The organism is Bradyrhizobium sp. HKCCYLRH1030 (genome assembly GCF_051168395.1).
Classification (GTDB): Bacteria; Pseudomonadota; Alphaproteobacteria; order Rhizobiales; family Xanthobacteraceae; genus Bradyrhizobium.
Genome location: NZ_JBNPUY010000001.1, coordinates 940,754 through 965,751 on the forward strand (window position 1 = coordinate 940,754; position 24,998 = coordinate 965,751).

The 24,998-nt window shown below is 66.5% G+C and carries 21 protein-coding genes and 1 pseudogene; 5 read left to right on the plus strand and 17 right to left on the minus strand.

The window, feature by feature from the left end:
• Window positions 1-75 precede the first annotated feature (75 nt).
• From ACQR1E_RS04305 to ACQR1E_RS04335, 7 genes are all read right to left on the minus strand, one after another.
• Window positions 76-1,575, minus strand: coding sequence for a tripartite tricarboxylate transporter permease (locus ACQR1E_RS04305; protein WP_315714419.1), 1,500 nt, complete (start codon window positions 1,573-1,575; stop codon window positions 76-78).
• Complete coding sequence (locus ACQR1E_RS04310) at window positions 1,575-2,069, minus strand: tripartite tricarboxylate transporter TctB family protein (protein WP_315714420.1); 495 nt, start codon at window positions 2,067-2,069, stop codon at window positions 1,575-1,577. Before ACQR1E_RS04310 ends, ACQR1E_RS04305 begins: the two co-directional genes overlap by 1 nt.
• Window positions 2,066-3,034 carry a Bug family tripartite tricarboxylate transporter substrate binding protein gene (locus ACQR1E_RS04315; RefSeq protein ID WP_315714421.1) on the minus strand — a complete coding sequence of 323 codons (969 nt, stop codon included), beginning with the start codon at window positions 3,032-3,034 and terminating at the stop codon, window positions 2,066-2,068. Before ACQR1E_RS04315 ends, ACQR1E_RS04310 begins: the two co-directional genes overlap by 4 nt.
• Window positions 3,035-3,199: 165 nt before the next feature.
• The gene (locus ACQR1E_RS04320; RefSeq protein ID WP_315714422.1) at window positions 3,200-3,559 is read right to left on the minus strand and encodes a hypothetical protein; all 360 of its coding nucleotides are present in this window, start codon (window positions 3,557-3,559) and stop codon (window positions 3,200-3,202) included.
• Between the two features lie 81 nt (window positions 3,560-3,640).
• Window positions 3,641-3,919, minus strand: a complete 279-nt coding sequence (locus ACQR1E_RS04325; protein WP_315714423.1) for a DUF3551 domain-containing protein — start codon at window positions 3,917-3,919, stop codon at window positions 3,641-3,643.
• 102 nt (window positions 3,920-4,021) lie between these two features.
• Window positions 4,022-4,717 carry an RlmE family RNA methyltransferase gene (locus ACQR1E_RS04330; protein ID WP_315714424.1) on the minus strand — a complete coding sequence of 232 codons (696 nt, stop codon included), beginning with the start codon at window positions 4,715-4,717 and terminating at the stop codon, window positions 4,022-4,024.
• 108 nt (window positions 4,718-4,825) lie between these two features.
• Entirely contained in the window at window positions 4,826-5,899 is a 1,074-nt protein-coding gene (locus ACQR1E_RS04335; protein WP_315714425.1) for a Ppx/GppA phosphatase family protein, read from the minus strand.
• Window positions 5,900-6,099: 200 nt separating this feature from the next.
• Here ACQR1E_RS04335 and ACQR1E_RS04340 point away from each other — a divergent pair, with 200 nt between their 5' ends.
• Window positions 6,100-8,475, plus strand: coding sequence for a xanthine dehydrogenase family protein molybdopterin-binding subunit (locus ACQR1E_RS04340; protein WP_434862989.1), 2,376 nt, complete (start codon window positions 6,100-6,102; stop codon window positions 8,473-8,475).
• 389 nt (window positions 8,476-8,864) lie between these two features.
• On the opposite strand, the gene ACQR1E_RS04345 is transcribed toward ACQR1E_RS04340, so the two are convergent.
• Window positions 8,865-9,665 (minus strand): hypothetical protein, encoded by an 801-nt coding sequence (locus tag ACQR1E_RS04345; protein WP_315714428.1) that lies wholly within the window; start codon window positions 9,663-9,665, stop codon window positions 8,865-8,867.
• A gap of 125 nt (window positions 9,666-9,790) precedes the next feature.
• Between ACQR1E_RS04345 and ACQR1E_RS04350 the strand changes: the two genes are divergently transcribed.
• The 3 genes from ACQR1E_RS04350 (at window position 9,791) to ACQR1E_RS04360 (ending at window position 13,308) form a co-directional block, all read left to right on the plus strand.
• Window positions 9,791-10,294: a YaiI/YqxD family protein gene (locus ACQR1E_RS04350; protein WP_315714429.1), complete on the plus strand. Its 504-nt coding sequence runs from the start codon at window positions 9,791-9,793 to the stop codon at window positions 10,292-10,294.
• Between the two features lie 4 nt (window positions 10,295-10,298).
• Window positions 10,299-12,110: an ABC-F family ATP-binding cassette domain-containing protein gene (locus ACQR1E_RS04355; RefSeq protein ID WP_316172000.1), complete on the plus strand. Its 1,812-nt coding sequence runs from the start codon at window positions 10,299-10,301 to the stop codon at window positions 12,108-12,110.
• Between the two features lie 118 nt (window positions 12,111-12,228).
• Entirely contained in the window at window positions 12,229-13,308 is a 1,080-nt protein-coding gene (locus ACQR1E_RS04360; protein WP_316164617.1) for a D-TA family PLP-dependent enzyme, read from the plus strand.
• A gap of 427 nt (window positions 13,309-13,735) precedes the next feature.
• On the opposite strand, the gene ACQR1E_RS04365 is transcribed toward ACQR1E_RS04360, so the two are convergent.
• The 9 genes and pseudogenes from ACQR1E_RS04365 to ACQR1E_RS04405 all read right to left on the minus strand — a co-directional run bounded on the left by ACQR1E_RS04365 (window position 13,736) and on the right by ACQR1E_RS04405 (window position 24,001).
• Complete coding sequence (locus tag ACQR1E_RS04365) at window positions 13,736-14,980, minus strand: NAD(P)/FAD-dependent oxidoreductase (protein ID WP_315714432.1); 1,245 nt, start codon at window positions 14,978-14,980, stop codon at window positions 13,736-13,738.
• 96 nt (window positions 14,981-15,076) lie between these two features.
• On the minus strand, window positions 15,077-15,994 hold the full coding sequence (locus tag ACQR1E_RS04370) for an SDR family NAD(P)-dependent oxidoreductase (protein ID WP_315749769.1): 918 nt from the start codon (window positions 15,992-15,994) through the stop codon (window positions 15,077-15,079).
• A gap of 132 nt (window positions 15,995-16,126) precedes the next feature.
• Window positions 16,127-16,603, minus strand: coding sequence for a MaoC family dehydratase (locus ACQR1E_RS04375; RefSeq protein WP_315827400.1), 477 nt, complete (start codon window positions 16,601-16,603; stop codon window positions 16,127-16,129).
• A 6-nt stretch (window positions 16,604-16,609) separates the two neighbouring features.
• Window positions 16,610-18,340, minus strand: a complete 1,731-nt coding sequence (locus tag ACQR1E_RS04380; RefSeq protein WP_434896724.1) for an AMP-binding protein — start codon at window positions 18,338-18,340, stop codon at window positions 16,610-16,612.
• Window positions 18,340-19,248, minus strand: a pseudogene (gene mmsB / locus ACQR1E_RS04385) (3-hydroxyisobutyrate dehydrogenase); the annotation flags it as partial. The gene ACQR1E_RS04380 and the pseudogene mmsB, both read right to left, overlap by 1 nt.
• Window positions 19,249-19,258: 10 nt before the next feature.
• Window positions 19,259-20,335 (minus strand): enoyl-CoA hydratase/isomerase family protein, encoded by a 1,077-nt coding sequence (locus tag ACQR1E_RS04390; RefSeq protein ID WP_315714437.1) that lies wholly within the window; start codon window positions 20,333-20,335, stop codon window positions 19,259-19,261.
• Window positions 20,332-21,477, minus strand: a complete 1,146-nt coding sequence (locus ACQR1E_RS04395; protein ID WP_434862701.1) for an acyl-CoA dehydrogenase family protein — start codon at window positions 21,475-21,477, stop codon at window positions 20,332-20,334. Before ACQR1E_RS04395 ends, ACQR1E_RS04390 begins: the two co-directional genes overlap by 4 nt.
• Window positions 21,478-21,661: 184 nt before the next feature.
• Window positions 21,662-23,158, minus strand: coding sequence for a CoA-acylating methylmalonate-semialdehyde dehydrogenase (locus tag ACQR1E_RS04400; protein ID WP_434896725.1), 1,497 nt, complete (start codon window positions 23,156-23,158; stop codon window positions 21,662-21,664).
• A 186-nt stretch (window positions 23,159-23,344) separates the two neighbouring features.
• On the minus strand, window positions 23,345-24,001 hold the full coding sequence (locus ACQR1E_RS04405) for a TetR/AcrR family transcriptional regulator (protein ID WP_316192704.1): 657 nt from the start codon (window positions 23,999-24,001) through the stop codon (window positions 23,345-23,347).
• Window positions 24,002-24,155: 154 nt separating this feature from the next.
• On the opposite strand from ACQR1E_RS04405, the gene ACQR1E_RS04410 reads away from it, so the two are divergent.
• Window positions 24,156-24,926, plus strand: a complete 771-nt coding sequence (locus ACQR1E_RS04410; protein ID WP_315714441.1) for an enoyl-CoA hydratase — start codon at window positions 24,156-24,158, stop codon at window positions 24,924-24,926.
• Window positions 24,927-24,998: the final 72 nt, after the last annotated feature.

Sequence of the window (24,998 nt, forward strand, 5' to 3'; positions counted from 1 at the left end):
GTGCCCGATCTCCGCGCTCACCTCCGGTCACGTTATGTTGCAGTGCGATGGCGCGGTTTCCGCTTGCGGCCGCACTCAATCCTCATTCGCCTTGAAGCGTCCGAGTCCCTTCAAGATGAACGGCGCGATCAGAGCAATCAGCGCGACGACCAGAAGCGTTGCAGAGATCGGCGACTGCAGCAGGGTCATGGGGTCCCCAAGGCTGATCGCGAGCGCCCGCCGCAACTGGCTCTCGGCGATCGGCCCGAGGATGAGCCCGACCACGACGGGCGCAATCGGGAAATCGAACCGGCGCATCAGGAAGCCGAGCACGCCGAAGCCGGCCAGCATCGACAGTTCCACGACCGACGGTTTTGCCGCGATCGTGCCCATGGTCGCGAACACGAGGATGCCAGCGTAGAGCCATGGTGTCGGGATCGCGAGCAGCTTCACCCACAGGCCGACCAGCGGCAGGTTGAGGACGAGCAGCATCGTGTTGGCGATGAACAGGCTCGCGATCAGGCCCCAGACCAGGTCGGGCCGCTCGGCGAACAACAGCGGGCCCGGGTTGAGACCATACTGCTGGAAGCCGGCGAGCATCATCGCGGCGGTCGCCGACGTCGGCAGGCCGAGCGTCAGCAGCGGCACCAAGGTGCCCGCGGCAGAAGCGTTGTTGGCGGCCTCAGGGCCGGCGACGCCTTCGATCGCGCCTTTGCCGAATTGGTCGGGATATTTGGTCAGGCGCCGCTCGGCAGAATAGGACAGGAACGTCGGGATCTCCGCCCCGCCCGCCGGCAGCGCGCCGATTGGAAAGCCGAACATGGTGCCGCGCAGCCACGGCTTCCACGACCGCTTCCAGTCCTCGCGCGTCATCCACAACGAGCCCTTGATGGCCTCGATCTTCTCCTCGGTATGATGCCGGCGCGAGGCGACGTAGAGCGCCTCGCCGACCGCGAACAGGCCGACCGCCAAGGTCGTCACCTCGACGCCATCGAGCAGCTCCGGCACGCCGAAGGCGAGCCGCGCCTGCCCGGTGAGCTTGTCGATGCCGATGAGGCCGAGCGTGAGACCAATGAACAGGCTGGTGAGGCCGCGGATCGGTGAATCGCCGAAGGTCGCGGACACCGTGACGAAGGCGACGCACATCAGCGCGAAGTAGTCCTCCGGCCCGAAGCGCACAGCGATGTCGACGAGGTAAGGCGACAGGAAGGCGAGACCGATCGTGGCGATGGTGCCTGCGACGAAGGAGCCGATCGCCGCGGTCGCCAGCGCCGGGCCGCCGCGGCCGGCCTTGGCCATCTTGTTGCCCTCGAGCGCGGTCGCCATCGAGGCGCTCTCGCCAGGCGTGTTGATCAGGATCGCGGTGGTCGATCCGCCATACATGCCGCCATAGTAGATGCCGGCGAACATGATCAGCGAACCGCCGGGATCGAGCTTGTAGGTGACCGGCAGCAGCAGGGCGACCGTGAGCGCCGGCCCGATGCCCGGCAGCACCCCGACGGCGGTGCCGAGGAACACGCCGACCAGCGCATAGAGCAGGTTCATGGGCTGGACGGCGATCGCCATCCCATGCGCGAGCGCGGCAAAGGTGTCCATCAGAGCAGTCTTTCGAGCGGACCGGCGGGAAGGCTCAAGGTCAGGAGGCGGTCGAAGGCGAGATAGATCGTGGTCGTCAGCACCGCGCCGATGACGAAATCGGTGACAAAGGCGCGCCGGCCGAACGCCGCCGACGTCGTCACGAACAGCGCCGTCGTCGCCAGGATGAAGCCGCCGCCGAAGCCGATGATGGCGATCAGCAGCGCAAGTCCGACAAGAATGAGCAGCACCGCGACCGGATCGGAGCTCTCGCGCGGCGGCAGGTTGCCTCTGACGGCATCGATCAGATTGGCCAGTGCAAGAATGCCGAGCCCGATCGCGATCACGACCGGCATGACCTGCGGGCCCATGCCGTACATCGTGGTCGCCGGGATCTGATTGGCGTCGTAGACCAGCACGAGCGCGACGGCCGCCAGGAGCGCCGCAATGACGATGCCGGCCTTGTCGACGCCTCCCGAGGCGGGTGTCTCGGTGCCGGCGCGCTCCGTCGTCATGACTTGACGAGGCCGACCGACTTCAGCACGTCGGTGACGCGCACGTTCTCCTTCTTCAGGAACTCGGCGAAGGCGTCACCCGGAAGATAGGCGTCATCCCAGCCCTTCTGTTTCAGGATCTCCTTCCAGGAATCCGACTTCACCATCTTCTCGACGGCCTCGCTGAGCGTCTTTTTCTGCTCCGGCGTAATGCCGGGCGCAGCGACGACCGAGCGCCAGTTGGCGAGCACGAGATCGATGCCCTGCTCCTTGAAGGTCGGGATGTCGACGCCGGGAATGCGCTTCTCCGAGGATATGCCGATCGCGCGCAGCTTGCCGCTCTTGATCTGCCCGTCATACTCGGACAGGCCGGAAATGCCGGCGGTGACCTTGCCGCCGAGAATCGCCGCCAGCGACTCGCCGCCGCCTGAGAACGGGATGTAGTTGACCTTCTTGGCGTCGGCCCCGACGGCGCCGGCGAACAGCGCGGCCATGACGTGATCGACACCGCCGGCCGAGCCGCCGGCGAAGGTGACCTTGGCGATGTCGGCCTTCAGCGCCGCGGCGAGATCCTGCGCGGTCTTGATCGGCGATGCGGCCGGCACGACGATGACCTGGATCTCCTCGGTCAGCCGCGCGATCGGCGTCACCTGCTCCAGCGTCACCGGCGACTTGTTCATGGCGAGCGCGCCGACCATCACGAAGCCGTTGACCATCAGCTGGTTGCCGTCGCCCTTGGCGCCGGTGACGAACTGCGCGATGCCGACGGTGCCGCCGGCGCCGGCGACGTTGGTCACCTGGACGCTGCGTGCCACACCCGACGCCACGAAGGCCTGCTGCATTGCCCGCGCGGTCTGGTCCCAGCCGCCGCCGGGCGCGGCCGGCGCCATGACCTTCAACTCGAGTTGCTGGGCGAAGGCTGGAGTACCGGCAAGCACAGTCAAAGCGACGACCGCGCCGAACAGGCGCGTACAGAACGAATTCAAAGCGGTCCTCCACGGTCGGCCGAACGAACGGCTCGCGTTTCTTTTGCCTCTGAGGAACGGCATTTCAGCGGGAAATGCGGCCGCTGTCCAGACGGGATTGCTCGCGCCGTCGCCCGCGTTGCAGCAGCAGCCTTGGGAGAACGAGACGGTTGTGGGAGGAGCGGCCTAACCGCAAGTCCAGACCATCCCCACCGGCGTCCGCGTCCAGCACGGGCCGAAGCTGCCGCCATTGTAATGGCCGCGATAGAAGCCGGGCTGGCCGAAATAATGCCACTCGCCGTTGTAGAGCATGTATTTCGGCGTACCGTCGATATACCAATGGCGGCGGCTGCCGCGCGGCCCGTTGCGCATGGCCTCCTTGTCGGCATAGAGCGGCAGGCTGTTGTTGGGCGGCTGCTTGTAGCCGGGCAGGAAGCCATAGCCCTGCCAACGGTGCGCCTTGCGCTTGTGCGACGGCGCCGCGGACGCGATCGCGGGCACCAGCAGCAGAAGCATCACGATCGCGACGATGAAACGATGCGGCATCACGGCAGCCCGATGGATACGAGGGTCTCGAATCTTCAGTTCGATTGCGGCACGGCAACGGCCGTTCCGTCATGAAATGTTTCAGCGATGCCGCCGATGCGCGCGGCGCGGCGGAGGCGACGGCGGGGCGTAGAAGGGATTGAGGTCGCACATCGCCGCACGGCCCGACGCCGTCGCGCGACATTGCGGCAGCGACGTATAGCTGCAGTCGATCCACTCGCCACCGCCAAACCGGCCGCCTTCATAGACCTTCATGCACACGGGATAGCGCGGATCGTAGGCTTGGGCGTGAGCAGAGCCCGATAGGACGGACCCGACCGCCAAACCCAGCGCGAGGGCGCTCCAGTTGAGGACACGCATGCAGGACCTCCGGAATCGACGTCTCGCCGGCCCAGGCCGATTCCCGAGACGGTGATTGCCCCTGCTCTGTATCGCCAGGGCGTCAAGGCCGCAATGACGCCATTACAACAGGTCGGCCTGCTCTCCGCCGCGGAACCCCATCGCCAGCACGTAGCGCTCCGACGAATCCTGCCGGCTCGCCGCCGGCTTGACGTGACGGACGCTGGCGTAATCGCGCTTGAGCTGCGCCATCAAGTCGGCATCGGCGCCGCTCTGGAACGTCTTGGCGAGAAAGCTGCCGCCCGGCTTGAGCACCTCGCTGGCGAAATGCGCGGCGAGTTCGACGAGACCGACAATGCGCAACTGGTCGGTCTTGCGGTGGCCGGTGGTGTTGGCCGCCATGTCCGACATCACCACATCGGCACGCCCGCCGAGCATCGCGCGGAGCTTTTCGGGCGCATCCTGGGCATGAAAGTCGAGCTGGGTGAAGGTGACGCCGGGGATCTCGCCCATCTCCAGCAGATCGATCGCGATCACCCTGCCCTTCCCGGCTTCGGCCCCGACCCGGCGCGCCGCGATCTGGCTCCAGCCGCCGGGCGCGGCGCCGAGATCGAGCACCGTCATGCCGGGCTTGAGCAGATGATGCTTGTCGTCGATCTCGAGCAGCTTGTAGGCCGCGCGCGAGCGATAGCCGTCGCGCTTGGCTTGCGCGACATAGGGATCGTTGAGCTGGCGCTCCAGCCAGAGTTTCGAGGACAGCTTGCGCTTGCCTCCGGTCTTGACCTGCACATGCATGCGGCCGGTGGTGTCTTTTGCCATGTGTTTCTCGGTCGTCGTGACCAGACGCGGGAGGCGAAAATCCGTCCACGCTCGAGGTCTGGCGGAACTACAAAGGTCACCCTCCCCCTCCAGGGGAGGGTGAAGTCGCTACGCCGTGCGCAGCGCGCCGTCTTCGCGCATCATCTCGACCAGCATGCCCTCGCGCAGGCCGCGATCGGCGACGCGCAGGCGCGGCAGCGGAAAGGACCGGCGGATGGCGTCGAGAATGGCGCAGCCCGCCAGAACGAGATCGGCGCGGTCGATGCTGATGCAATTGTTCTCGGCGCGCTCCTGGTAGCTCATCGCCAGCAGCCTGCCGATCGTCGTCGTGATGTCGGCGTCGTTGATCCAGATGCCATCGACCCGGCGCCGATCGTAGCGCGCGAGGTTGAGATGGATGCCCGCCAGCGTCGTCACGGTGCCGGAGGTTCCAAGCAGATGCATGCCGGCGAGATCGCCGCCGTTCTCGGCCGCGAACGGGCCAACATGCTCGGCCACGGCCTCGACCATGGCGGCATAGATCTCCGGCGTCACGTCACGGCCGCCGAACCGTTCGGCCAGCGTCACGACCCCGAGCGGGATCGACATCCATGCCTTGATCCGCGGCTCGGCGTTGCGGTCGCCCGCATCGCGCTCGATCCGGACCAACTCGCTGGAGCCGCCGCCGATGTCGAACAGGATCGCCCCTCGCCCGCCGGGATCGAGCAGCGGCGCGCAGCCCTTGACGGCCAACGCCGCCTCGGTCTCGCGGTCGATCACCTCGAGCTCGATGCCGGTCTCCGCCGCAACCCGGCTGCGGAACCCCTCGGCATTGGCCGCAGCGCGGCAGGCCTCGGTCGCGATCAGCCGCAGGCGCCTGGCCTTCTTCGACTGGATCTTGTCCCGGCAGATGCTGAGCGCCGCGATGGCCCGATCCATCGCCGCGTCGCTGATGCAGCCGGTGGTCGAGATGCCCTCGCCCAGCCGGACAATGCGCGAGAAGGAGTCGACCACGCGGAAACTGTCGCCCGAAGGACAGGCGATCAGGAGCCGGCAATTGTTGGTTCCGAGGTCCAGGGCCGCGTAGACGCTGCTGCCATTGCTGGCGCAGGAAGGCGTCGCGACGTCCAGACCCGGACGCAAGCCGGGCTCCAAGTTCCCGCGCGGCGCGGGACTCTCCCGCAGCCGCGTGTCATTGATCATTCAAATGTCTTTCCGCTGGCCGAACCGGCCCAGATGGAAGTTCTCTTTCGTGAGACATTATCAGTGGATAGCGCCGGCGCAACAGCCCCTCCATCAGGCGTGATGCACCATTCCTAATCAACCGTTGTCCGGCCGCGGGCGCTGCACTATCTGGGAACAGCCCGCATTTGCGACCAATTCAGCCCCTTGGGTCCTCATCCATGCAAGATCACACCTCCCCGGCCTCCCTCGAAAACGCGATCGCGCTGCAGAAATTCGGCGTCGGGCAGCCGGTCCGGCGCAAGGAGGACGACACGCTGGTGCGCGGTCACGGCAAATATACCGACGATTTCAACCTGCCCGGCCAGGCCCATGCCTGGATCGTGCGCTCCAGCCACGCCCATGGCATCATCAAGAGGATCGACACCGCGGCCGCCAAGGCCATGCCCGGCGTGCTCGGGGTGTGGACCGGCGCCGACCTCGCCGAAGCCAACTATGGCCCGTTCACCTGCGGCCTGCCGCTGAAGGGCCGGGACGGCTCGCCGCTGCTGCAGACCAACCGGCCGGCGCTCGCCACCGACAAGGTCCGCTTCGTCGGCGACCCCATTGCGTTCGTGGTGGCGGAGACCGCGGCCCAGGCCCGCGACGCGGCCGAGGCGGTCGAGCTCGATATCGAGCCCCTGCCCGCGGTCACCAATGCCGAGGAAGCCGCCAAGCCCGGCGCGCCACAGCTCTATGACCATATCCCCAACAACGTCGCGCTCGATTATCATTACGGCGACACGGCCAAGATCGAAGAGGCCTTCGCCAAGGCCGCGCACGTCACCAAGCTCGACATCGTCAACACCCGCGTCGCCGTGGTGTCGATGGAGCCGCGCGTCGCGCTCGCGGCGTTCGACGGCAAGACCGAGCGCTTCACCTTGCAGGTGCCGACCCAGGGCGTGTCCGGCAACAAGGCGACGCTGGCGAAGATTCTGAACGTCGCGCCGGACAAGGTTCGCATCCTCACCACCAATGTCGGTGGCTCCTTCGGGATGAAGAACGTCTCCTATCCCGAATATGTCTGCATCCTGCACGCCGCCAAAGAGCTGGGCCGCCCCGTGAAATGGCGCGACGAGCGCACCACCGCCTTCCTGTCCGACAGCCAGGGCCGCGATCAGATCATCCATGGCGAGCTGGCGCTCGACGCCGACGGCCGGTTCCTCGCTGTGAGACTGTCCGGCTACGGCAATCTCGGCGCCTACATCATGGGCGTCGCACCGCTGCCGCTGTCGCTCAACACCGGCAAGAACCTCGCCAGCGTCTACAAGACGCCGCTGCTGGGCGTCGATATCAAGACCGTGCTGACCAACGTCACCCTGATGGGCGCATATCGCGGCGCCGGCCGTCCCGAGGCCAACTACTTCATGGAGCGCTTGATCGACACCGCCGCGCGCGAGATGGGCATCGACCGTCTCACCATCCGCAAGCGCAACTTCATCAAGCCGAGCCAGATGCCGTTCCCGGCCGCGTCGGGCGTCACCTACGACTCCGGCGACTTCGCCGCGGTGTTCGAGAAGGCACTGCAGGTCTCCGACTACGCCGGCTTCGCCAAGCGCAAGCGCGAGAGCCGCAAGAACGGCAAGCTGCGCGGCATCGCGGTCGGCTCGTATCTCGAGGTGACCGCGCCGCCCTCGGGCGAGCTCGGCAAGATCACCTTCGACGCCGATGGCGGCGTGACCCTGACGACCGGCACGCTGGACTACGGCCAAGGCCACGCGACTCCGTTCTCGCAGGTCTTGTCGGCGCAACTCGGCGTGCCGTTCGAGAAGATCAGGCTGGAGCAGAGCGATTCCGATCTCGTGCGGTTCGGCAACGGCACCGGCGGCTCGCGCTCGATCACCGCGACCGGCCAGGCCATCGTCGAGTCCTCACAGCTCGTGATTGCCAAGGGCAAGCAGGCCGCCGCGCATCTGCTCGAAGCCTCGGAAGCCGACATCGAGTTCGCGGGCGGCCAGTTCACCATCGCCGGCACCGATCGCAGCATCGACATCATGGAGCTGGCGCGCCGCCTGCGCGAGCGCAAGATGCCCGACGGCGTGCCGGCCTCGCTCGACGTCGACCACAACTCGACAGTCACGGAATCGACGTTCCCCAATGGTTGTCATGTCTGCGAGGTCGAGATCGAACCGGACACCGGCGTCGCGCAGATCGTCGCCTACACCGCGATCAACGATTTCGGCACGGTGATCAACCCGATGATCGTCGCCGGCCAGCTCCATGGTGGCGTCGCCCAGGGCATCGGCCAGGCGCTGATGGAGCATCTGCGCTACGACGAGAGCGGTCAGCCGATCACGGGATCTCTGATGGACTACGCGCTGCCGCGCGCCTCCGACGTGCCGATGATGACGGTCGACAACCATCCGGTGCCGGCGAAGTCCAACCCGCTCGGCACCAAGGGCTGCGGCGAAGCCGGCTGCGCCGGCTCGATGGCATCCGTGATCAACGCGGTGATCGACGCACTGTCCGACTACGGCGTGAAGCATCTCGACATGCCGCTGACCACCGAAAAGCTCTGGCGCGCGATCCAGGACGGCAAGGCGAGGACCGCGGCGTAGCTGCTTCGCTCGCGATGAGGCGAAAACATCTCATTGCCAAACGAAAAGCCCGTAGCCCGCATGAGCGCAGCGATATGCGGGGTCTCACGGGCTGTGTCGGTGAGCCCGGATGTCGCTCCCGCCTGCACCCGCTGGGCGCCGGCGTGCGCGCATCCGGGCTACGGACTGTCGATCGGGCCGTGGGGCCCTCTCCACGTCATTGCGAGCGTAGCGGCGTAGCGAAGCAATCCAGACTGCCTCCACGGCAACACTCTGGATTGCTTCGCTGCGCTCGCAATGACGGGAGTGTGGGGCAAGCAGCGTACCCAGAACTTCGCCGTCATCGTCCGCGCAGGCGGAGCATGACAGCTGTCTTTTGGATGCCGCGTGCCTCTTGCCAAGTCCGTCCGCTAGGCGGCCGCCTGCGCGCGCGGCTGATAGATCGCCACGTGATGGCAATGCGCGAGTGGGCGGTCGCCATTGGCGACCACCAGCGCATCGATCTCGACGAAGCGGTGGCCCTTCTTCTCGTAGTTCGCGACCACCCGGCCACGCGCCGTGATCTCGTCGGCTTCTGCAATCGCCGACAGCAATTGCATTCGGCTGCCGACGTGAATCCAGGGGCCGAGGACGACATTGTCGACCAGCAGCCGGTTCATCACCCTCTGCAACATGCCCGGGTGACCAAGCCGCTCGTTTGCATAGATCGGATCGCGCTCGCGAATCTCAGAGAGATAGGCGGTGGCCGCCTGCCCTGGCCACGCGCGTGCCGCCGTGCCGAGCCAGCTGCCGACAGCGAACGACTCCGCGCTGACGAGCGGCCGCACCGCCGCGGCTGGAACCTCTCGATATTCGGCCAGAGCGATGTCGGGCGCTGACGCGGGCAGCGACGCGGAACCGGTGGCGCAGATCTCACCTTTACTCACGACCTCCAGGCTGAGCCCGTCGCCGACCTCCTCCGCCCTGACCTCGGCGATCTCGCCGTCATAGACCGGCTTGGTGAACCGCGCCTCGATCAGCCCGCGCTCCAGGAATGCCCGGCCCCAGCGCACAACCGGCTGATGCAGCATATAGGCCAGCACTTCGACGCCGGGCACGAGGCCGCCCGCGAAGCCGAACCGGCGCGCCACGCTGTCATCGTGCATCTTGTTCTCGGACTGCTTGGCCGTGTTGAACGCCTCGACCGCATAGGTCGCGATTCCGTCTGCCATCCTTGCCTCCCTTTGACCCTTTTCGGGCGATGGTAACGGCCGGAAAGGTCCTGGCAAGGCCAGCGTTTGGCTCGCAATTTGGCTGGCGATGGGGTACCAACCGGCCACCCCCAGCAGAACGCCAGATGACGACCGAAACCGCCGAGCTCGCCCCTGTCACGATCTATGTCGACGCCGACGCCTGTCCGGTGAAGGACGAGATCTATCGCGTCGCGATCCGCCACGGCCTGCCAGTGATCGTGGTCGCGGGCGGCTTCATCCGCGTGCCCGAGGATCCCCTGATCACGCGCGTGGCGGCGGGCAGCGGCATGGATGCCGCGGACGACTGGATCGCAGAGCGCGCCGGCGCCGACGACGTCGTCATCACAGCGGACATTCCGCTGGCGAGCCGCTGCGTCAAGGCCGGCAGCGCGGTGATCGCGCCGAACGGCAAGGCGTTCACCGAGGAGTCGATCGGCATGACGCTCGCCGTGCGCAACCTCATGACCGATCTGCGCTCGTCCGGCGAGGTCACCGGCGGGCCGCGCTCGTTCACGCCGCGCGACCGCTCCACCTTCCTCTCCACCCTCGATCAGACCATCCGCCGCATGCAGCGCCAGCGCGCCGCGCGGATGCAGCAGCAAGGCTAGACCCATGGCGCCGCCTCTCATCCAACTCAAGGACATCCGCCTGACCTTCGGCGGCACCGCCCTGCTGCAGGGCGTCGAGCTGTCGGTCTCGCCGGGCGAACGCGTCTGCCTGATCGGCCGCAACGGCTCCGGCAAATCGACGCTGCTCAAGATCGCCGCCGGCCTCGTCGAGTGCGACAGCGGCACGCGCTTCGTGCAGCCGGGCGCCACCGTGCGCTACCTGCCGCAGGAGCCGGACTTCTCCGGCCATGCCACCACGCTGTCCTATGTCGAGGCCGGGCTCGGTCCCGGCGACGATCACTATCAGGCGCGCTATCTCGTCGAGCAGCTCGGCCTCACCGGCGAGGAAGATCCGGCGCATGTTTCCGGCGGCGAGGCGCGCCGCGCGGCGTTGGCGCGCGTGCTCGCGCCCAACCCCGACATCCTGCTCTTGGACGAGCCGACCAACCATCTCGACCTGACCACGATCGAATGGCTGGAGAACGAGCTCGACGGCCGAAGCTCGGCGCTGGTGCTGATCAGTCACGATCGCCGTTTCCTCACCAATCTGTCGCGCGCGACCGCCTGGCTCGACCGCGGCCAGATCAGGCAGATCGACCGCGGCTTTGCGGCGTTCGAGGCGTGGCGCGACGAGGTGCTGGCGGAAGAAGAGCGCGAGCAGCACAAGCTCGACCGCAAGATCGTCAACGAAGAGCACTGGCTGCGCTACGGCGTCTCCGGCCGCCGCAAGCGCAACGTCAAGCGGCTCGCCAACCTGCATGCGCTGCGCCAGCAGCGCCGCGACTATCGCGGCACGGCGGGCGCCGCCAACCTCGCCGCGGCCGAGGCCGACAAGTCCGGCAAGCTGGTGATCGAAGCGAAGGGCGCTTCGAAGAGCTTTGGTGATCGCAAGATCGTCGACAACTTCTCCATCCGCATCCAGCGCGGCGACCGCATCGGCATCGTCGGCCCGAACGGCGCCGGCAAGACCACGCTGGTCAACCTGCTCACCGGCGGCAGCGAGCCGGACAGCGGCAGCATCCGGCTCGGCGTCAATCTGGAGACGGCGACGCTCGACCAGCACCGCGAGAGCCTCGATCCCCGGACGACGCTCGCCGAAGCGCTGACCGGCGGCCGCGGCGATCACGTCATGGTGGCCGGCAAGCCGAAGCACGTCGTCGGCTACATGGAGGACTTCCTGTTCTCGCGCGAGCAGATGCGCACGCCGCTCGAAGTGCTCTCCGGCGGCGAGCGCGGCCGGCTGATGCTGGCGCGCGCGCTGGCCAAGCCATCGAACCTGCTGGTGCTGGACGAGCCGACCAACGATCTCGACCTGGAGACACTCGATGTGCTCGAGGACATGCTCGGCGACTACGAGGGCACGGTGATCCTGATCAGCCACGACCGCGACTTCCTCGATCGCGTGGTCACCTCGGTGATCGTCCCCGAGGGCAACGGCAAATGGCAGGAATACGCCGGCGGCTACAGCGACATGCTGGCGCAACGCGGCGCCGACCTGAAGCGCCAGCATGCCAAGGCGGCTGAGGAGAAGAAGGAAACCAAGCACGCGGCCACGGCGCCTGCGAGCGCGCCGAAGCGCAAGCTCTCCTTCAACGAGAAGCACGCGCTGGAGACCTTGCCGAAGACGATCGCCAAGCTGCAAGCCGAGATCGCCAAGCAGCAGGCCGTGCTCGCCGACCCCGCGCTGTATGCGAAAGACCGCAAGAAATTCGACGCCGCCTCCCTCGCGATCGCCACTGCGCAAGCCGAGCTCACCGCCGCCGAGGACCGCTGGCTCGAGCTCGAAGTGCTGCGCGAGGAGATCGAGGGCGCGTAACGTTCATCGAAATCACTTCGTCATTGCGAGCGACGTGAAACAATCCGGGGCTGCAGCCGGACTCTGGATTGCTTCGTCGCTTCGCTCCTCGCAATGACGGCAACATGGAGTAAATGACATGACCACCCCGCTCGCCGCCAGGATCGCCCGGGAGTACGGCACGCCCTGTGCCGTCATCGACATGGACAGGGTCGAGCGCAACATCGCGCGCATTCAGGCCCAGTGCGAGGCCGCGGGCGTCGCCAACCGGCCGCACATCAAGACGCACAAGAGCCCGGTGCTCGCGAAGCTGCAGATCGAGGCGGGCGCGCAAGGCATCACCTGCCAGAAGATCGGCGAGGCTGAGATCATGGCGGGTGCCGGCATCGACAATATCCTGATCAGCTACAACCTGATCGGCGAGGAGAAGATGGCACGCCTCGCCGCGCTGCAAGCCAAGGCCGACATGACGGTCGCCGCCGACAACGCGACCGTGATCGCCGGCCTGCCGCAGGCGGCAAAGCAATCCGGCCGCACGCTCTCGGTCGTGGTCGAATGCGACACTGGGCGCAAGCGCGCCGGCGTCGAGACGCCGACGGAAGCGATCCAGCTCGCGCGCCAGATCGCAGCGTCAGACGGCCTGCGCTTCGCCGGCTTCATGCTGTATCCGACCGAGACCGGCTGGGACGAGGCGCAGCGGTTCTATGACGAGGCGCTGGCCGGCGTCCGCGCCGACGGGCTGGACGCGGCCATCGTCTCGACCGGCGGCTCGCCCAACCTGAAGAATCTCGGCAAGCTCAAGGGCGCCACCGAGCATCGGCCCGGCACCTACATCTACAACGACCGCATGCAGGTCGCCGCCGGTGTCGCGACCTGGGACGACTGCGCGCTGCACATCTATTCGACCGTCGTCAGCCGCGCTGCACCGGAGCGCGGTATCCTCGACGCCGGCTCTAAGACGCTGACGACGGATACCGGCGGCCTCGACGGCCACGGACTGATCCTGGAGCACCCGGAAGCGAAGATCGCGCGCTTCGCCGAGGAGCACGGCTTCCTCGACCTGTCGCGCAGCAATACCCGTCCCAATGTCGGCGACGTCGTGCGCATCATCCCCAACCACGTCTGCGTCGTCGTCAACATGATGGACGAGGTCGTCATGGTCCGCGGCGAGGAGATCCTGGGCACGCTGCCGGTCGCCGCCCGCGGCAAGCTGCGGTAGGGCGAAACTCTCTCGCAGCGTCATTCCGGGGCAGCCGCACTAGCGGCTGAGCCCGGAATCCATACGCCCGATCGTGGTTATGGATTCCGGGCTCGCCCTCCGGGCGCCCCGGAATGACGACGGTGTTTGTGGCCGCCCGCTCGGCTATTCACTGCAACTGTTCCGCCAATCTTCCATGGAATCGTAGATGACGGCCTCGGGCCAGCGAGGATCAAGCTCGCGGCGCCGTGTCCACGTCAAATGGACTTGAGCCACGCAGCCTCCCCCGAGCGCTACAAGAACGTCGTCGCAGTCCTCGCGTCGGGCGACGATCCTGAGGGACCGATTAGCCAGCGCATGATTGGGACCTACTTCGCGCGCAAGTTCTTCTTCGAACGCGGCGCGGAGCTGATCGTCCGTCATCCAAGACCAGGGCTCGGGAAGCTGGTCAGACATTGCCTGCCATTTCCCCCGCACGCCACTTCAACACGCCCTTCCCCGCGGCGACCCCGGTCGCAAACGACGCCTGCAGCAGGTAGCCGCCGGTCGGGGCTTCCCAGTCGAGCATTTCGCCGGCGGCGAACACGCCGGGCAGGCGTTTGAGCATGAAGTCGGCGTCGAGTTCGTCACGCGCGATGCCGCCGGCGCTGGAGATCGCGCGCGCCAGTCCGGCGGTGCCCGTCAGCTTGATCGGCACGGCGTTGATCAGTGCAGCGAGACGGTCCGGCAACAGCGATGACAGCGACAGGCCTTGCGCTTTTGCCGCCTCCTGCAGCAGGCCGATCGCGACGGGGGACAGTTGCAGCGCCTTGCGCAGGACATTCGAGAACGACTGCTTGCCGCGGGGCGCTGACAGCCGCTTGACCAGATCGGCGGTCGCAAGATCGGGTCGCAGCGCGACGTCAAGAATGGCCGCGCCTTCCAGAGCGATTGCCTCGCGCAACTCGGCGGACAGCGCATAGACCGCGCCGCCTTCAATGCCGTCGCGCGTGACGATAGCCTCGCCGCGGACGCTGCGATCAGCAAACGACAGCGCGATGCCTTTGAGCGGCTGGCCTTCGAAGCGGCCGCGGAAGATGTCCGACCAGGCGACAGTGAAGCCGCAATTGGCCGGCCGCAGCGGCGCAATCGCGACACCCTTCGCGGCGAGAAGCGATGCCCAGCCCCCGTCGGAGCCGAGCCGCGGCCAGCTGGCGCCGCCGAGCGCGAGCACGGTCGCATCGGCCGTGATCGCGCGCAGTCCTGCCGGTGTCTCGAATGTCAGCCGCCCTGCCTCGTCCCAGCCGGTCCAGCGATGCCGCAGCTCGAAGCGCACACCCTGCGTGGCCAGCCGGCGCAGCCACGCGCGCAGCAGCGGCGAGGCCTTCATCGCGGTCGGAAACACGCGGCCGGAGGAGCCGATGAACGTGGGCTCGCCGAGCGCCTCGCACCAGTCGCGCAGCCGCTGCGGCGGGAACGCGCGGATGGCCGGCTCCAGCCACGCCGCCGCCTCGCGATAGCGCGACAGGAAGGCGGACAGCTCTTCGCTATGGGTGAGGTTGAGGCCGCCGCGCCCTGCCATCAGGAATTTGCGCGCGACCGACGGCATCGCGTCGTAGACGGTGACGGCGGCACCGCCCTCAGCCAACACCTCGGCCGCCATCAGCCCGGCCGGCCCGGCTCCGATGACGGCAACTTGCTTGGATAAGGTCATGACTGGAGTTTAGGGCCATGGCGTCACCACACAACAGGTCGTCATGCCCGGGCTTGACCCGGCCATGACGGCGGAGGGTGCGATGCGTATGGTGCCTTACAGCTTGATCCCCAGCCGCGCTGCGGCCTGACCGACGTATTTCTGTGTCTGCTCGAACGCACCCTGCAGCGCCCGCGCCTTCGACATGTCGCTGATCTCGGCAAAATGCGCGGCGATCGCGTCCGGCGTCCACTCCTCCGGCGGCAGGTTGATGCCCTCGCTCTCCAGGATCCTGATGACCGCGAACGAGCCCGCACCCGCGCCCATGATGGTGCGCGTGGGCGCGTCCTCGCTGAGCAGATATTCCACCGCGGGCGTGATCGATTCCGGCTTCATCAGCTCCAGAGCCTGCGGCGGCAGCAGCTCCTCGGTCATGCGGGTCGCGGCCGTCGGCGAGATGATGTTGACACGGATGTTGGTCTTGCGGCCCTCCTCCGCCAGCACGTTCATCAGGCCGACCATGCCGGTCTTGGCCGCGCCGTAGTTGGCCTGGCCGAAATTGCCGAACAGACCGGAGGATGATGTCGTCATGACGATGCGGCCGTAGTTGCGCTCGCGCATGCCGTTCCACACCGCCTTGCAGCAGTAGAAAGTGCCGACCAGATGCACATCCAGCACCTTGGCGAAATCGGCAACCTCCATCTTGCCGAACGACTTGTCGCGCAGAATGCCGGCATTGGCGCACATGATGTCGACGCTGCCCCACTCCTTGCTGGCGCGCTCCACCATCGCGGTGACCTGCTCGAAATTCGAGACGTCGGCGCCGTCGGCCATCGCGGTGCCGCCGGCCTTGCGGATCTCCTCGACCACCGTCTCCGCCGCGGTCATCGAGCCGCCGGTGCCGTCGCGCGCGCCGCCGAAATCATTGACCACGACCTTGGCGCCGCGGCTCGCCAGCCCCAGCGCATGCGCGCGCCCCAAACCATTGCCTGCGCCGGTGACGATGGCGACGCGTCCGTCGAATCTGATTGCCATGTGTCGTTCCTATTTGTCGCTCGTCATGCCCCGGCTCGACCCGGGCATCCATCCACTTCGAAAGACTCTCGGACTTGATGGATCGCCGGGTCAAGCCCGGCGATGACGAAGGGTGGGTTGTGACGAGGTGAGTTAGCTCAGATAGATGAGTCCGATCCAGTCGGCGACCAGCGCGGGCTTGTCCTCGCCCTCGATCTCGACCGTGACGTTGGTGCGCGACTGCAGCTCCTTCGGCTTGCGCAGAGTGGCTTCGGCAAGGACGAAGCGGCCGCGCACGCGTTTTCCCGATCTCACCGGCGAGATGAAGCGCAGCTTGTCGAAGCCGTAGTTCACGCCCATCGCCGTACCCTCGATCGCCGGCATGACCTCATAGGACATGACCGACAGCAGCGACATGGTCAGGAAGCCGTGCGCGATCGTGGTGCCGAACGGCGTCGCCTTGGCCTGCTCGGGGTCGACGTGAATGAACTGATGATCCTCGATCACGTCGGCATAGGTGTCGATGCGCTTCTGATCGAGCACGTGCCATGACGACACGCCGATCTCCTGGCCGACCATGGCCTGATAGGCTTCGAGCGAAATCGGCGGCTTCTTCCAGATCTTGTTCATGCGTTCCTACACCTCGTGCCCGGATGGCCTCGTTTTCAACTCCGGGAAATCCTCTTCCTTGAATTCCGTGCCGCGCAGATGGTCCGTGCGGTTGTCCTCGTGCTCCAGCCGGCGCAGCTGCACCCGGCGGATTTTTCCGGAGATCGTCTTCGGCAGCTCGCTCACGATCTCGAGCCGGCGGATGCGCTTGAATGGCGCCAGGCGCGCCTGCAAATGGGTGAAGATCGACAGCGCAGTGGCGCGCGAGCGCTCCGCGCCCGCCGTCAGCAACACATAGGCTTTCGGTATAGCAAGACGGATGGGATCCGGAGACGGCACAACGGCAGCCTCGGCGACGGCCTCATGCTCCAACAGCACGCTTTCCAGCTCGAACGGCGAGATGCGGTAGTCGGACGATTTGAACACGTCGTCGGAGCGGCCGACGAAGGTGAGATAGCCGTCATCGTCCTGGAACACGACGTCGCCGGTGCGGTAGCGCATGCCATCGGCGCCCGACAGCTTACCGTCGTCGCCCTGATAGCCCTGCATCAGTCCGGCCGGACGCTCGCCGGTGAGCGCCAGCGTGATCTCGCCTTCGCCGGAGAGATTGCCGTCGATGTCGGCGACCTCGACGCGATAGCCCGGCAGCGGCCGCCCCATCGAGCCGATCTTCAGTTTCTGGCCCGGCGAGTTGCCAACGATCGCCGCGGTTTCGGTCTGGCCATAGCCGTCGCGAATCGTCAGCCCCCAGGCGGCACGCACCTGATCGATCACCTCCGGATTGAGCGGTTCGCCGGCGCCGCAGGCCTCGCGCAGCGAGACCTTGAAGTCGGCGAGATGCTCCTGGATGAACAGCCGCCACACCGTGGGTGGCGCGCACAGCGTCGTGACGCCGCAGCGCTTGATGATCGCGAGCAGCCCCTTGGCGTCGAAGCGCGGCTGATTGACCACGAATACCGTGGCGCCGGCATTCCAGGGCGAGAAGAAGCAGCTCCAGGCATGCTTGGCCCAGCCCGGCGAGGAGATGTTGAGGTGCACGTCGCCCGGCTGCAGGCCGAGCCAGTACATGGTCGAGAGATGGCCGACCGGATAACTGCGATGGCTGTGCCGCACCAGCTTCGGCTTGGCCGTGGTGCCCGAGGTGAAATAGAGCAGCATCGGATCATCCGGCTGCGTCGGCCCATCCGGCGTGAACGCCTCGGCCACGCCGGCCGCCTGCTCGAACGGCAGCCAGCCGGCAGGTGCCGCCGGCGCGCCGACGACGATGCGGACGAGATCATCGGCGCCCAGATCGGCGAACTTCGCAACCTGATCCTGCGCCGCGACCACGGCCTTGGCGCGGCCGCGCTCCAGACGATCGCGCAACTCGTCGGTGGTCAGCAGCGTCGTCGCGGGGATCACGACGACGCCGAGCTTCATCGCCGCCAACATCGTCTCCCACAGCGGCACGACGTTGCCGAGCAGCAGCAGCAGATGGTCGCCGCGCTTCAAGCCCTGCGCGCGCAGGAAATTCGCGACCTGGTTGGAGCGGCGCGACAACGCCGCAAACGACAGCTTGGTCTGGCGGTCCTGCGCGGCGTCGAAGATCCAAAGCGCGGTGCGGTCGCGGCTCTCCGGATCGGACGCGAGTTCGGCATCGAACCAGTCGAGCGCCCAGTTGAACGGGACGGCATCGGGCCAGCGGAAACCCTTCACGGCCGCATCGTAGTCGGTGCGATGCGCCAGCAGAAACGCGCGTGCGTCCTTGAATGTCGTCATCAGGTGGTCCCGGCGAGCTTGCGAACGTGCTGAATGATCCCGGAAAAATCGACGCCGCCATGGCCGGCGGCCTCGAACGCCTTGTAGATCTCCTGCGCGTGCTGGCCAAGCGGGGTCGCCGCGCCGGCGGCCTTGGCGGCATCCTGCGACAGCGTGAGGTCCTTCAGCATCAGCGCGGTCGCAAAGCCGGGCTTGTAGTCGTTGTTGGCGGGCGAAGCCGGCACCGGGCCCGGCACCGGGCAATAGGATGTCAGCGACCAGCACTGCCCCGACGAGGTCGATGCGACGTCGAACAGCGCCTGATGCGACAGGCCGAGCCTTTCACCCAGCGCAAACGCCTCGCTGACCGCGATCATCGAAATGCCGAGGATCATGTTGTTGCAGATCTTGGCCGCCTGCCCCGCGCCGGCGCCGCCGCAATGGACGATCTTCTTGCCCATCTTCTCAAGGATCGGCTTGGCCGCAGCGAACGCGCTCTCCTCGCCGCCGCACATGAAGGTAAGCGTTGCGGCCTTGGCGCCCCCGGTGCCCCCGGACACCGGCGCGTCCACGGCGGCGATGCCGTGCCTTGTGGCCAGCGCATGCGCGGCGCGCGCGCTCTCGACGTCGATGGTCGAGGAATCGATGATTAGCGCGCCCTTGGACATCGCCGGCACGACCTCGTTCCAGACTGCCTGCACATGCTTGCCGGCCGGCAGCATGGTGACGACGGCATCGGCGCTTTTGGCCGCGGCGATGGCGTTGTCGGCGATTTCGGCGCCATCGGCCTTGGCCTGGGCGCGCGAGGCCTCGACCAGATCGAACGCGACCACCCTGTGGCCGGCCTTGACCAGGTTGGCGGCCATTGGTCCACCCATGTTGCCGAGGCCGATGAATGCGATCGTTGCCATGGTTCGTTCTCTCCCCTCGACCTGATTGTTATCTGCTCTGCGGAAAGGTCAGCTCGTCGGCGCCAATCTCGGCAAGATATGGCGCCAGCATGTCCGGTGTCACCTGATCGACATCAGGCGGCGACCATCTGGGATTGCGGTCCTTGTCGATGATCGCCGCACGCACGCCCTCGCGGAAATCGTCGCTGCGGAACACTTCGAGCGCCGCACGATACTCGCGCACCAGGCATTCCTCCAGGGACGCCGCACCGCGTGCCAATCGCAGCAGCTCGAGCGTCACGACCATGCCGCGCGGCGACTTCTCCTGCAGCGTCTTCAGCGTCGCCAACGCGAGCTCCGAGCCGTCCGCTTTCAAGGCGGCAAAGATGTCGTGCATGCTGTCATGGGCGAACCAGGCGTCGATCTTGGCCTGCTGCGCCGCCACCGGGCCGGACGTCTCCGACGTCGCGAAGCCTGCGATCAGCCGGTCGATCTCGATCGACAGCGTCCCCGGCCTGACTTTGGTCAGGACCTCGCGCAGCGCCGGCCATTTCTCGGTCGGCACCACTGCATCGGCAAAGCGCGCATGGATCGCATCGGGCCCGTTCATGGTCTGCCCGGTCAGGCCGAAATAGGCGCCGAGTTCGCCGGGCGCGCGCGACAAGAGCCAGGTGCCGCCGACGTCGGGAAAGAAGCCGAGACCGACTTCTGGCATTGCGAGCTTGGTCTTCTCGGTCACGATGCGGTGGCGGCCATGCGCCGACAGCCCGACGCCGCCGCCCATCACCAGCCCGTCCATGTAGGCGACATAGGGTTTTGGAAACGCCGCGATGCGCGCGTTCATGATGTATTCCTGGCGCCAGAACACCTTGCCGAGATCGCCATTCGTCTTCGAGCTCTCATAGAGCCCGCGGATATCGCCGCCTGCACAAAGTCCACGCTCGCCCGCGCCTTCGAGCACGACAATTGCGACGGCCGGATCGCCCTCGAACCGATCCAGCGCGGCGTCGATGCCCATCGACATCTCCAGCGTCATCGCGTTGATCGCCTTCGGCCGGTTCAGCCGGATGATGCCGGCCGAGCCTTCGCGGCGGACGATCAGGTCGCCTTCGATAGCCTCGGTCATCGCGCCGCCTCGATCAGCTTGCGCGACACGATCAGGCGCATGATCTCGTTGGTGCCTTCGAGGATCTGGTGCACGCGCAGGTCACGCACGATCTTCTCGATGCCGTATTCGCTCAAATAGCCGTAGCCGCCATGCAGCTGCAGCGCCTGGTTGGCGACCTCGAAGCCGACATCGGTCCCGAAGCGCTTGGCCATAGCGCACAGCATGGTCGCGTCAGCATCCTTGCGGTCGAGCGCAGCCGCCGCGCGCCAGACGAAGGTGCGTGCCGCCTCCAGCTCGATCGCCATGTCGGCGATGCGAAACTGCAGCGCCTGGAATTCGTCGAGCCGCTTGCCGAACGCCTTGCGCTCTTTCGTATAGGCCAGCGTCTTGTCGAGCGCGGCCTGCGCGCCGCCGAGCGAGCACGCGGCAATGTTGAGGCGGCCGCCGTCGAGCCCGGCCATGGCGATCTTGAAGCCGATGCCCTCCTCGCCGAGCCGGTTGGCCACCGGAACGCGCGCATTCTCGAAGATCACCGCGCGCGTCGGCTGCGCGTTCCAGCCCATCTTGCGCTCATTGGCGCCGAACGACACGCCGGGGGTATTGGCATCGATCACCAGGGTCGAGATGCCGCCGGGACCGTCGGCTCCCGTGCGAACCATCGCAACGAGGATATCCGTGGCGCCCGCGCCGGAGATGAACTGCTTCTGGCCGTTGAGCACGTAGTCGTCGCCCTCGCGCGCCGCGCGCGTGCGCAGCGCCGCCGCATCGGAGCCCGCGCCCGGCTCGGTGAGGCAATAGCTCGCGATCAGGTCCATGGCGCAGAGCTTCGGCAGGTAAGCCTGGCGTTGGGCCTCGGTACCGAAGGTGTCGATCATCCACGAGGCCATGTTGTGGATCGAGATGAAGGCCGACACCGTGGGGCAGCCCGTCGCCAGCGCCTCGAAGATCAGCGTCGCATCGAGCCGGCTGAGACCCGAGCCGCCGACATCGTCGCGGATGTAGATGCCGCCCATGCCGAGGCTTGCGGCCTCCCGCATCACATCGACGGGAAAATGCTTCTCCTCGTCCCAGCGCAGCGCATGCGGCGCGATCTTCTCCGCCGCGAAGGCGCGCGCCATGTCGCGCACCGCGATCTGATCCTCGTCGAGAGCGAACTGCATCCGTTCTCCGCGTTTCCTGGTCTTGTTTGTTGGCCGTGGCGCCTCTTGACACTCCGTCATTGCGAGCGAAGCGAAGCAATCCAGAGTCTTTCCGCGGAGGCAGCCTGGGTTGCTTCGCCGCTTCGCTCCTCGCAATGACGGAGTGGGAGCCCTAGCGGGCTCCCACTGTTGTCAGTTCATCTCATCACTTCATCAACGGGATCGAGAATTCCGCGCCTTCCTTGACGCCGGACGGCCAGCGCGAGGTGACCGTCTTGGTCTTGGTGTAGAAGCGGATCGAATCCGGGCCGTGCTGGTTGAGATCGCCGAAGCCGGACTTCTTCCAGCCGCCGAAGGTGTAGTAGGCGATCGGCACCGGGATCGGCACGTTGATGCCGACCATGCCGACATTGACCTTGGCCGCGAAGTCGCGCGCGGCGTCGCCGTCGCGGGTGAAGATCGCGACACCGTTGCCGTAATCATGCTCCGACGGCAGCGCCAGCGCCTCGGCATAGTCCTTGGCACGAACGACCGACAGCACCGGCCCGAAGATCTCCTCCTTGTAGATCCGCATGTCCCTGGTGACGTTGTCGAACAGACAGCCTCCCATGTAGAAGCCGTTCTCATAGCCCTGCATCTTGAAGCCGCGACCGTCGACGGCGAGCGTCGCCCCCTCCTTGATGCCGATGTCGACGTAGTTCTTCACGCGCTCGACCGCCTCGCGGGTGACCAGCGGGCCGAAATCGGCCGATGGGTCGACTGACGTGCCGATCTTGAGGCTTTCCACGCGCGGGATCAGCTTCTCCATCAGCCGGTCGGCCGTGGTCTTGCCGACGGGCACCGCAACCGACACCGCCATGCAGCGCTCGCCGGCCGAGCCGTAGCCGGCGCCGATCAGCGCATCGACGGCCTGGTCGAGATCGGCGTCGGGCATCACGATGGCGTGGTTCTTGGCGCCGCCGAAACACTGGCAGCGCTTGCCGTGGGCGGCGGCGCGCTCATAAATGTACTGCGCGATCGGCGACGAGCCGACGAAGCCGATCGCCATGATGTCCGGATCCTCGAGGATGGCGTCGACCGCCTCCTTGTCGCCGTTGACGACGTTGAGGATGCCCGGCGGCAGACCGGCCTCGATCATCAGCTCGGCGAGCTTCATCGGCACGCCCGGATCGCGCTCCGACGGCTTCAGGATGAAGGCATTGCCGCAGGCGATGGCGGGAGCGAACTTCCACATCGGAATCATCGCCGGGAAATTGAACGGCGTGATGCCGGCAACGACACCGAGCGGCTGGCGCATCGAATAGATGTCGATGCCCGGACCGGCACCTTCGGTGTACTCGCCCTTCATCAAATGCGGAATGCCGCAGGCGAACTCAACCACCTCGAGGCCGCGCTGGATGTCGCCCTTGGCATCTGGAACGGTCTTGCCGTGCTCGCGGGCCAGCAGCTCGGCGAGCTGGTCGTAATCGCGCTGCGCGAGCTCCAGAAACTTCATCATGACGCGCGCGCGGCGCTGCGGATTGGTGGCGGCCCAGGCCGGCTGCGCCGCCTTGGCGTTCTCGACCGCGGCCCGGAGCTCGGCGCGGGACGCCAGCGCGACCTTGGCCTGAACGTCGCCGGTCATGGGCTCGAAGACATCGGCCGTCCGTCCAGACGTGCCCTTGACCTCTTTGCCGCCAATAAAATGACCGATCGAACGCATGGGGTATCCTCCGCAGGGGTAAGCAGTGCCGAATTGGCCGGCATCTTGCAGTCTTTGCGGCGTTTGGGAAGGGTCTAAGCGCTGATCGGCGCTGCGAAAATGCCGCCCCTTCGCTCGGTCGGCACGATCACTGCAGACCCCGCGGCGTGCAGCGTGCCGCGTCCCGCATCCGAGCCGCGCGACGGATCAGCGCTTCGCGGCTACCGCCTTCTTCACGGGCCTTTTTGCGGGTGCCCGCACAGGTGCCCTGCCCGCCGGCCCACCTCCGCTGGCGACGGCCAGCGCCACCTCGCGCCCGGAGTTCAGGATATCGTCTGACAATTCGCCGCTGCCCATGAGTCGCGCCATCACGAGCGTCCCCGCCAGAGTCGCGAGCATCGCCGAAGCCCGCTTTCGCGCAGTCTTGGCCGGTACGTCGACGATGTACTCGGCGAACAGGTCGATCAACTCTTCCAGCTTCGCAGCAAAGGCCTTGCGGGTCTTGGCGCTCTCGCGGGCGATTTCCGCTCCGAGCGCAGGAACCGCGCAGCCGTGACCGACATCGTCGCGATGGCCGGCGGACAGATAGCCGTCGACGATGGCCGAGAGCCGCTTCTGCGGCGGCAACTGGTCCAGCAGCTTGCGCCAATGCTCCATCGAACGATCGATCGCATAACCGAACGCCTCCACGACCAACGCCTCGCGCGAATCGAAATGCGCGTAGAAGCCGCCGTGAGTCAGTCCGGCCTCCTTCATCAGGTCTGCAACCCCGACACCATGAGCGCCACGCTCGCGCAGCCGCACCGATGCCTTGCGCACGATCCGCGCGTGGGTTTCCGCCTTGTGTTCCGGAGAGTAACGCATTGCCGTCCCATTGAATGTCTGCGGTCATACTATAACAGCTCTGCGTCCTGCTCGCTGCAGCTATTTGATGAATTCGAGTTGATCTAAATCAACTTCGCTGGCCTGATTTATTCCCGGCACACCCCTGTTGCCTAGGAACCCGACGAGGACGACCATGGACATGCTCAATTCCCACTGCGGCGTGAGTCGTGACGGCCAAGGCGTCGTTCGGCTGACGATCTGCAATGCAGGCGCGCTCAACATTCTCGGTTCGGCGGCGATTCTCGACGTGGAAGCCGGGCTGCGATCGCTCGCCTCCGACGCCGCCATTCGCGTTCTCGTTTTGGCCGGCGAAAGCGGGAAGAGCATGATCGGCGGCGCCGACATCAAGGAGATGGCAACGCTGGACCAGGCTTCAGCGGAAACCTTCATCTCGCGACTTGCCGGGCTCTGCGAAGCGGTGCGACATTTTCCTGCCCCCGTGATTGCGCGGATGCCGGGGTGGTGTCTGGGTGGCGGATTGGAGGTCGCAGCGGCCTGCGATATCCGTGTCGCGGGACACGACGCCAAGTTCGGCATGCCCGAGGTGCGTGTCGGCATTCCCTCGGTCATTCATGCCGCGCTGCTGCCACGTCTCATCGGCTGGGGCCGCACGCGCTGGCTGCTGATGACCGCCGAGACGATCGACGCGCCGACCGCTCTCGCCTGGGGCCTCGTCGATGCCGTCGCCGCCGAGGGAGAACTCGACATCGCGGTCGAGAAGGCCGTGGCATCCCTGCTCGCCTGCGGTCCCGAAGCGCTGCGGACGCAGAAGGCTCTGCTGCGGCAATGGGAGGAGCTGCCGCTGAAGGAGTCCATCGAGATATCGATCGGCGCCTTCGGACGGTCGTTCCTCACCGACGAGCCGAAACGGCTGATGCAACATTTCATCGACCGCAAGCGATAGCAAGTTTCTCCAAGTCTCGCCTCGCAGATCCCGGCAGCCTCGCGCCAGCTTCACGACGGTTCAGCAGGGACC